This window comes from Streptomyces sp. NPDC058964, from assembly GCF_042741275.1.
Lineage (GTDB): Bacteria > Actinomycetota > Actinomycetes > Streptomycetales > Streptomycetaceae > Streptomyces.
The window spans coordinates 2,544-10,695 of record NZ_JBHYKH010000309.1 but is presented as its reverse complement, the minus strand read 5'-3'; the positions used below and the strand labels follow the sequence as shown (position 1 = coordinate 10,695).

8 protein-coding genes are annotated in these 8,152 nt (G+C 71.6%); 6 read left to right on the top strand and 2 right to left on the bottom strand.

Features of this window, described 5'->3' with window-relative positions; genetic code table 11:
• Positions 1-163: 163 nt before the first annotated feature.
• Positions 164-1,147 (bottom strand): aldo/keto reductase, encoded by a 984-nt coding sequence (locus ACFW2E_RS30430; protein ID WP_384470288.1) that lies wholly within the window; start codon positions 1,145-1,147, stop codon positions 164-166.
• Positions 1,148-1,312: 165 nt separating this feature from the next.
• Here ACFW2E_RS30430 and ACFW2E_RS30425 point away from each other — a divergent pair, with 165 nt between their 5' ends.
• Both ACFW2E_RS30425 and ACFW2E_RS30420 read left to right on the top strand, forming a co-directional pair.
• The gene (locus ACFW2E_RS30425; RefSeq protein ID WP_384470287.1) at positions 1,313-2,368 is read left to right on the top strand and encodes an LLM class F420-dependent oxidoreductase; all 1,056 of its coding nucleotides are present in this window, start codon (positions 1,313-1,315) and stop codon (positions 2,366-2,368) included.
• A 245-nt stretch (positions 2,369-2,613) separates the two neighbouring features.
• The gene (locus ACFW2E_RS30420; RefSeq protein ID WP_384470286.1) at positions 2,614-3,402 is read left to right on the top strand and encodes a ferritin-like domain-containing protein; all 789 of its coding nucleotides are present in this window, start codon (positions 2,614-2,616) and stop codon (positions 3,400-3,402) included.
• A gap of 7 nt (positions 3,403-3,409) precedes the next feature.
• On the opposite strand, the gene corA is transcribed toward ACFW2E_RS30420, so the two are convergent.
• Positions 3,410-4,408: a magnesium/cobalt transporter CorA gene (gene corA, locus ACFW2E_RS30415; RefSeq protein WP_384470285.1), complete on the bottom strand. Its 999-nt coding sequence runs from the start codon at positions 4,406-4,408 to the stop codon at positions 3,410-3,412.
• A gap of 62 nt (positions 4,409-4,470) precedes the next feature.
• Here corA and ACFW2E_RS30410 point away from each other — a divergent pair, with 62 nt between their 5' ends.
• From ACFW2E_RS30410 to mshC, 4 genes are all read left to right on the top strand, one after another.
• Positions 4,471-5,157: a histidine phosphatase family protein gene (locus tag ACFW2E_RS30410; protein WP_384470284.1), complete on the top strand. Its 687-nt coding sequence runs from the start codon at positions 4,471-4,473 to the stop codon at positions 5,155-5,157.
• 136 nt (positions 5,158-5,293) lie between these two features.
• On the top strand, positions 5,294-5,884 hold the full coding sequence (locus tag ACFW2E_RS30405) for a DUF3090 domain-containing protein (RefSeq protein ID WP_384470283.1): 591 nt from the start codon (positions 5,294-5,296) through the stop codon (positions 5,882-5,884).
• Complete coding sequence (locus ACFW2E_RS30400; protein WP_384470282.1) at positions 5,848-6,666, top strand: SCO1664 family protein; 819 nt, start codon at positions 5,848-5,850, stop codon at positions 6,664-6,666. The genes ACFW2E_RS30405 and ACFW2E_RS30400 overlap by 37 nt, the downstream gene beginning before the upstream one ends.
• Positions 6,667-6,812: 146 nt before the next feature.
• On the top strand, positions 6,813-8,042 hold the full coding sequence (mshC, locus tag ACFW2E_RS30395) for a cysteine--1-D-myo-inosityl 2-amino-2-deoxy-alpha-D-glucopyranoside ligase (protein WP_384470281.1): 1,230 nt from the start codon (positions 6,813-6,815) through the stop codon (positions 8,040-8,042).
• Positions 8,043-8,152 lie beyond the last annotated feature (110 nt).

The window sequence follows — 8,152 nt, the reverse complement described above, 5'->3', positions numbered from 1 at the left end:
GCGACGGTGGGGACCCCGGCGGCGGGGCGCCCGGGGGGGCGGGCGCCGTCCGGGTCCCCGGCGTCCGTGCCCGGCGTGTCCTCGGCGTGGGCGCCGTCCTCCGCGGCTTCCGGGACGTCCGGGGGCCCCGGCTCGGCTTCCTCCGTGGTCTCCGGCTCCGTGCTCACAGCGTGCTCCAGTCGTGATCGGGATAGCGGTGCACGGGCGCCGACACGTCGTCGAGCGCCCGGCAGATCTCGTCAGGAAGACTAAGGGCCTCCACTGACAACGCCGCCGTGAGCTGCTGTGCGTTGCGCGCGCCGACGATCGGGGCGGCCACGCCGGGCCGGTCACGGACCCAGGCGAGGGCCACCTGGAGCGGCGTCACCGCCAGCCCGTCGGCGGCCGTCGTCACCGCGTCCACGATGCGGGTCGCCGTGTCGTCGAGGTAGGGCGCGACGAAGGGCGCCAGGTGCTCCGAGGCCCCGCGCGAGTCCGGGGGAGTGGCATGCCGGTACTTGGCGGTCAGCACGCCCCGGCCGAGTGGGGAGGAGGGCAGCAGACCGACACCGAGGTCGATGGCGGCGGGCAGCACCTCGCGTTCCACCCCGCGCTGGAGCAGGGAGTACTCCATCTGCGTGCTCGCCAGCCGGGTGCGCGTGCCCGGCGCCGCGAGCTGCCAGGTCGCGGCCTTGGCGAGCTGCCAGCCGCAGAAGTTGGAGACACCGGCATAGCGGGCACGGCCGCTGCTCACCGCGAGGTCGAGGGCCTGGAGGGTCTCCTCCAGCGGGGTGTCCGGGTCGAAGGCGTGTACGTGCCACACGTCGACGTGGTCCGTGCCGAGGCGGGCGAGAGAGGCGTCCAGCGCGGCGAGCAGATGACCGCGCGAGCCGTCGAAGCGCCGGTCCGGGTCCGGTACGCTCCCCGCCTTCGTCGAGATGACCACGTCCCGGCGCGGCACGAGCCCGTCTATGAGCCGTCCGAGCAGGTACTCGGCCTCTCCGTCGCCGTACACGTCCGCGGTGTCGACGAGGGTCCCGCCCGCCTCCCAGAACGCCTTCAGCATGTCCGCGGCGTCGTGCTCGTCGGTGTCCCGGCCCCAGGTGAGGGTGCCGAGTCCGATCCGGGACACGCGCAGGCCGGTGCGGCCGAGATGCCTCTGCTCCATGTCCGCCGAGATTACTGGCCAGAGCTACTGCCGTGGGTTGCCTGTGGACAACCGATTTCCCTGCCGCCGCGCCGACACGGGAGCCCCCCGTCACCCCCATGGCCCACCCGCCCGCGCTAGGGTCGCCCCCACAGGGACGTTACTCATCGGTAAGGGGATTCGGCCATGCAGCTCGGGATCAACCTCGGCTACTGGGGCGCCGGAATGGACGCGGACAATCTGGCCGTCGCGCAGGAGGCCGACCGGCTCGGCTACGCCGTCTGCTGGGCCGCCGAGGCGTACGGCTCCGACGCGGCCACCGTGCTCAGCTGGGTCGCCGCGCAGACCGAGCGCATCGACGTCGGCTCGGCGATCTTCCAGATCCCGGCCCGCCAGCCGGCGATGACCGCGATGACCGCCGCGACCCTGGACTCGCTGTCCGGCGGCCGCTTCCGGCTCGGGCTCGGCGTCTCCGGACCGCAGGTCTCCGAGGGCTGGTACGGCGTCAAGTTCGACAAGCCGCTGGCCCGGACCCGCGAGTACGTCGAGATCGTCCGCAAGGCCATGACGCGCGAGCGGCTGTCGTACGAGGGTGAGCACTGGACGCTGCCGCTCCCCGGCGGCCCCGGCAAGCCGATCAAGCTGACCGTCCACCCGCAGCGCGAGCACATCCCGCTGTACATCGCCGCCATCGGGCCGAAGAACCTCGAGCAGACCGGGCAGATCGCCGACGGCGCCCTCCTCATCTTCCCCTCGGCCGACCACCTCGAGGACACCGCGGTCAGGTACCTGCGGGCCGGACGGGAGAAGGCCGGCAAGACGCTCGAGGGCTTCGACGTCTGCCCGACCCTGCCGCTCGCCGTCGGCGACGACAAGGACGTCGCCCGGCTCGCCGACACCTTCCGGCCGTACACCGCGCTGTACGTCGGCGGCATGGGCAGCCGGAAGCAGAACTTCTACAACCAGCTCGCCCAGCGCATGGGGTACGAGAAGGAGGCCGCGGAGATCCAGGACAAGTACCTCTCCGGGGACAAGCAGGGCGCCGCGGCCGCCATACCGCAGCAGCTGATCGACCAGACCACGCTGCTCGGTTCCGTGGACCGCATCGCCGACCGCATGAAGGCCTACGCCGCGGCCGGGGTCACCACCCTCACCCTCGCCCCCGCGGGCTTCACCCTGGACGAGCGGATCGCCTCCCTGCGGGCCGGCAGCGAGGCCCTGGAGCGCGCCGGGCTCGCGTAGCGCCTCGGAAGGGGTCTTCAGCGGCCGTGGTGGGGGCTCGGGGGTCTTCCCCGCCACGGCCGTCACGGGGAACAACGCGCCCGGCCCCACGCGGTTACGCCCCCGGCACGACCCCGGTGCTCCTTCTTTCGGCGCACTTCTGCGACGCACCTGTTGCAGTGCCCGTGGCGCCGCATTTGACTCGTTCTTTGTGGAAACCTGCGGAATCCGGCGGAATCCGCGCGTCCTGCGGAGAGGGGCCCACGATGCTTTCGGCCAAGAGTCTGTTCCAGGAGATCCTCGACAACGACGAGTCCTTCCGGCTCTTCTGCTCCATCGCGGCCAGCGGAGAGTCCCAGGGCGGCTGGGAGAACGGGCGGATCGCCACGCTCGTGCCGGAGAGCGAACTGGCCCTCGCTCCCAAGATCACCCGTCATGGCGCGGACGAGGACAAGCACGGACGGATCTTCGACGCCCTCATGCGCAAGCGCGGCGTCCATCCCGTGCCCGTCCCGCCGGACACCGACTACACGATGCTCCTCGAAAGGAACGGCATCGGCCTCGCCCACGACAGGCTCAGGGCCGACCGCCCGCTGACCGTACGGGACGTCGTCACCTACCTCGCCCACAGCCGGGTCACCGAGCAGCGGGCCTCCGAGCAGATGGAACTGCTGCGCAGGCACTTCGGCGACCATCCGGACGTCGGCCGCGCGGTGCGGATGATCTCCCAGGACGAGGAGAACCACCTCGCCTACTGCCACGAGGAACTGCTCCGTCTCGCCCGCGCCGGCCACGGCCCCGACATCCGGCGCATCCTGCGCGACTGCGCGCTCGCCGAGATCCGCATCTACCGGGACGTCAGCCTCGCCGTCATGGCCCACATGGGGCGCATCCTCGGCTGGTCCACGTCCAAGGCCGCGGTGCTCGTGGCCGGCATCCACGTCGTGTACGCGTGGGAACGGCTCGCGGGCTGGCGGCGGATGGTGTCCCTGCGGATGCCCGAACGCCGCGACGCCCTCGGCGGACCCGCGACCACCACCCCCGGGTTCGTCTGAGAGGCCCTTACAGCCAGCCGCGCCGTTTGAACAGGCGGTACAGCGCGACCTCCAGCACGCCCATCGCCGCGATCACCACCGGATACGACCACAGCCAGTGCAATTCGGGCATGTGGTCGAAGTTCATCCCGTAGATCCCCGCGATCATCGTGGGGATCGCGGCCATGGCCGCCCACGCCGAGATCTTCCGCATGTCGTCGTTCTGCCGGACGCTCATCTGCGCCAGATGCGCCGACAGGATGTCCGACACCAGCCGGTCCAGCCCCTCCACGGATTCGTTCACGCGCGTGAGGTGGTCGTTGACGTCCCGGAAGAACGGACGCGCCTTCTCGTGCACGAACGGCACGGCCCCGGCGGCCGGACCCAGTCCCGCGAGTTTGCCCATCGGCACCATCAGCGGCACCGTCGCCCGGCGGAACTCCTGGACCTGCCGTTTGAAGGCGTAGATCCGCGACGCCGTGTTCCGCGAACCGCCGAGCGACGGTGAGAACACCTCGGACTCCAGCTCCTCCAGGTCGGTGCCCAGTTCGGTGGCCACCTCCAGGTAGTGGTCGACGACCGCGTCGGTGATCGAGTACAGCACCCCGGTCGTACCGTGCCGCAGCATCTCGTGCTGCTCCTCCAGATGGCGCCGGATACTGCCGAGGGGCGAACCCTCGCCGTGGCGCACGGTCACCACGAAGGAGTCGCCGATGAACAGCATGAGTTCACCGGAGGCCACCCGGTCGCTCCTCGGCTCGTACGTCACCGGCTTCAGCACCACGAACAGCGAGTCGTCGTACACCTCCAGCTTCGGCCGCTGGTGTGCCTTCAGGGCGTCCTCGACGGCCAGCGGGTGCAGGCCGAACTCCTCGGTGACCTTGTCGAACTCCTTCTCCGTCGGCTCGTACAGGCCGATCCACAGGAAGCTGTCGCCCCGGGCACGCGCCTCCGCCAGGGCGTCGGAGAAATCCTCGGGACCCTCCATCCGGTTCCCGTCGCGGTAGATGGCGCAGTCGACGATCACGGAGCGTATTCTCCCCTCACCAGCGGGCTTGCGCATTCTCGTGTGCGCCTACCCTGGGCCGCATGCCCACGCTGATCCTCGTAAGGCACGGACGGTCCACCGCCAACACCGCAGGGGTGCTCGCCGGCTGGACCCCCGGTGTCGCCCTCGACGAACGCGGCGCCGCGCAGGCCGCCGCGCTGCCCGGACGGCTCGGCGCGCTGCCGATCGCGGAGGTCGTCACCAGCCCGCTGCAGCGCTGCCAGGAGACGATCGGGCCCCTGCTCGACGCCCGGCCCGGACTGCGCGCGCACACCGAAGAGCGGATCGGTGAGTGCCACTACGGCGACTGGTCCGGCCGCAAGCTTGCCGAGCTCAAGGACGAGCCGCTGATGGAGGTGGTGCAGGCGCATCCCTCGGCGGCCGCGTTCCCCGGCGGGGAGTCCATGCGGGCGATGCAGACCCGCGCCGCCGAGGCCGTGCGCGAGTGGAACGCGCGCGTGGAACGCGATCACGGCGCGGACGCCGTGTACGTCATGTGCTCGCACGGCGACATCATCAAGTCCCTCGTCGCGGACGCGCTCGGCCTTCATCTCGACCTCTTCCAGCGGATCTCCGTCGAACCGTGTTCCATCACCGCGATCCGTTACACCCGCCTCAGGCCTTTTCTCGTTCGCCTCGGCGACACCGGGGATTTCGCCTCGCTCGCCCCGCGCGAGGTGCCGCAGGGAGAAGACGCACCGGTCGGGGGTGGTGCGGGCGCACCGTGATCGTCGGCCGCAGTAGGGTGAAGCGATCCACTCATTCGCGTTCACGCACCGACCCTTCACGCACTCCCGATTCCACGCATTCCCGGTTCCACGCACTCTCGATTCCACGCACTCTCGATTCCACTGGAGACAGGACGTGTCCCGTCAGGTGTTCCTCTACGATCCGCCGGACCGCTTCGTGGCCGGTACGGTCGGGCTGCCCGGGCGCCGTACGTTCTTCCTCCAGGCCACCGCCGGCCCCCGGGTGACGAGTGTGGTCCTGGAGAAGACCCAGGTCGCCGCGCTCGCCGAGCGCATGGACGAGCTGCTCGACGAGGTCGTACGGCGTAGCGGCGGCAACGCGGCCGTCCCCGCCATGGCGCCCACGGAGATCGCCGACACCGCTCCGCTGGACACCCCCATCGAGGAGGAGTTCCGCGTCGGAACCATGGCTCTGGCCTGGGACGGCGAGGAACAGCGCATGATCGTCGAGGCCCAGGCGCTCGTCGAGCTGGACGCCGACACCGACGAGGACCTCGCCGAGGCCGAGGAGCGGCTGCTCCAGGACGAGGAGAACGGACCCCCGATGCTGCGGGTCCGGCTCACCGGTGCGCAGGCCAGGGCCTTCGCCAAGCGCGCCCTCGACGTCGTCAACGCCGGGCGGCCGCCGTGTCCGCTGTGCAGTCTCCCGCTCGACCCGGAAGGACACGTATGTCCGCGCCAGAACGGATACCGCCGCGGAGCGTGACCGCCGCCGAACTGCTCGCCCGAGGCGAGCTGAAGGTGCGCGGCCGCATCCGCGAGGCGTCCAACGCGGCGCTGTTCTGCACGGTCTCGTACGACGGGCAGGAGGCGGCGTGCGTGTACAAGCCCGTCGCCGGGGAGCGCCCGCTGTGGGACTTCCCCGACGGCACCCTGGCCGGGCGCGAGGTGGCCGCCTACGAGGTCTCCGAGGCCACCGGATGGGGGCTCGTGCCGCCCACCGTGCTGCGGGACGGGCCGTACGGCGAGGGTATGTGCCAGTTGTGGATCGACGTGGCACCCGAGATCGAGCTCCTCGCCCTGGTGGACGGCGAGGAGCCGGGGCCGGGCTGGAAGGCGATCGCCTTCGCCGAGGTCGGTGAGGGCAGGACCGCGCTGTTGGTGCACGCCGACGACGAGCGGCTGCGGCGGCTCGCCGTCCTCGACGCGGTGATCAACAACGCCGACCGCAAGGGCGGCCATCTGCTGCCCACCGCCGACGGGCAGCTCTACGGCATCGACCACGGCGTCACCTTCAACGCCGAGAACAAACTGCGGACCCTCCTGTGGGGCTGGGCGGGGGAACCGCTCTCTCCGGAGGCGGTCGGCGTCCTCAAGGCGCTGAAGGACGCCCTGGGCGAGGGCGGCGCGCTCGGCGCACGGCTGGCCGGTCTGATCACCGTCGCGGAGCTGGAGGCCACGCGCGCGCGTGTCGAGGCGCTGCTCACGTCCGGGAAGCATCCGGAGCCGAGCGGGGAGTGGCCCGCGATTCCCTGGCCGCCGGTGTAGCGCTGCCCGTGCGGGGCCTGCCCGGCCGCCGACGTGCGGCGCGACCCCAGGATGCACACCGGGCGCCGGACCGCAAGATCGCCTTTCCGGTCGTCCGGCCCGGTCCGGTTCGTATACCGAACTTCTGGCCGGTTAGGCTCATGTACATGCATGCCTGGCCCGCTTCCGAGGTCCCCGCCCTGCCTGGTCAGGGCCGCGACCTGAGGATCCACGACACCGCGACCGGCGGTCCGGTCACCCTCGACCCCGGTCCCGTCGCCCGAATCTACGTCTGCGGCATCACGCCGTACGACGCGACCCACATGGGTCACGCGGCGACCTACAACGCGTTCGACCTCGTGCAGCGCGTGTGGCTCGACACCAAGCGGCAGGTCCACTACGTCCAGAACGTCACCGACGTCGACGATCCGCTTCTCGAGCGCGCCGAGCGCGACGGCGTCGACTGGGTCGCCCTGGCCGAGAAGGAGACGGCACTCTTCCGCGAGGACATGACCGCCCTGCGGATGCTCCCGCCGCGCCACTACATAGGCGCCGTCGAGGCGATACCCGGCATCGTCCCGCTCGTGGAACGGCTGCGCGAGCTCGGCGCGGCCTACGAGCTCGAGGGCGACATCTACTTCTCCGTCGAGTCCGACCCGCACTTCGGTCAGGTCTCGAACCTCGACGCCGCCGCGATGCGGCTGCTGTCCGCCGAACGCGGCGGCGACCCGGAACGCCCCGGCAAGAAGAACCCGCTCGACCCGATGCTGTGGATGGCCGCCCGTGAGGGCGAGCCCAGCTGGGACGGCGGCTCGCTCGGCCAGGGCCGTCCCGGCTGGCACATCGAGTGCGTCGCCATCGCCCTGGACCACCTCGGCATGGGCTTCGACGTCCAGGGCGGCGGCTCCGACCTCGCCTTCCCGCACCACGAGATGGGCGCCTCGCACGCCCAGGTGCTGACCGGCGAGTTCCCGATGGCCAAGGCGTACGTCCACGCCGGCATGGTCGCCCTGCACGGCGAGAAGATGTCCAAGTCCAAGGGCAACCTCGTCTTCGTCTCCCAGCTGCGCCGCGACGGCGTCGACCCCGCCGCCATCCGGCTCGCCCTCCTCGCCCACCACTACCGGGCCGACTGGGAGTGGACCGACCAGGTGCTGGCGGACGCGGTGGCGCGGCTCGACCGCTGGCGCGCCGCCGTCTCCCGGCCCGACGGCCCGCCGGCCGAGGCCCTCGTCGAGGAGATCCGCGAGGCCCTCGCGAACGACCTGGACGCCCCCGCCGCGCTGGCCGCCGTGGACCGGTGGGTGGCGCTGCAGGACGAACAGGGCGGTACGGACACCGGGGCCCCCGGCGTCGTGTCCCGGGCCGTCGACGCCCTGCTGGGCGTGGCCCTCTAGACAGCGCGAAGGGGGGGGGGGGGCCCCCCGTGGGTCCCCCCCCCCCCCCCAGCACGGGGGCCTCGCGTGGCCCCCCCCCCCCCCCCCCGCCCCCCGGGGGGGGGCGCGCC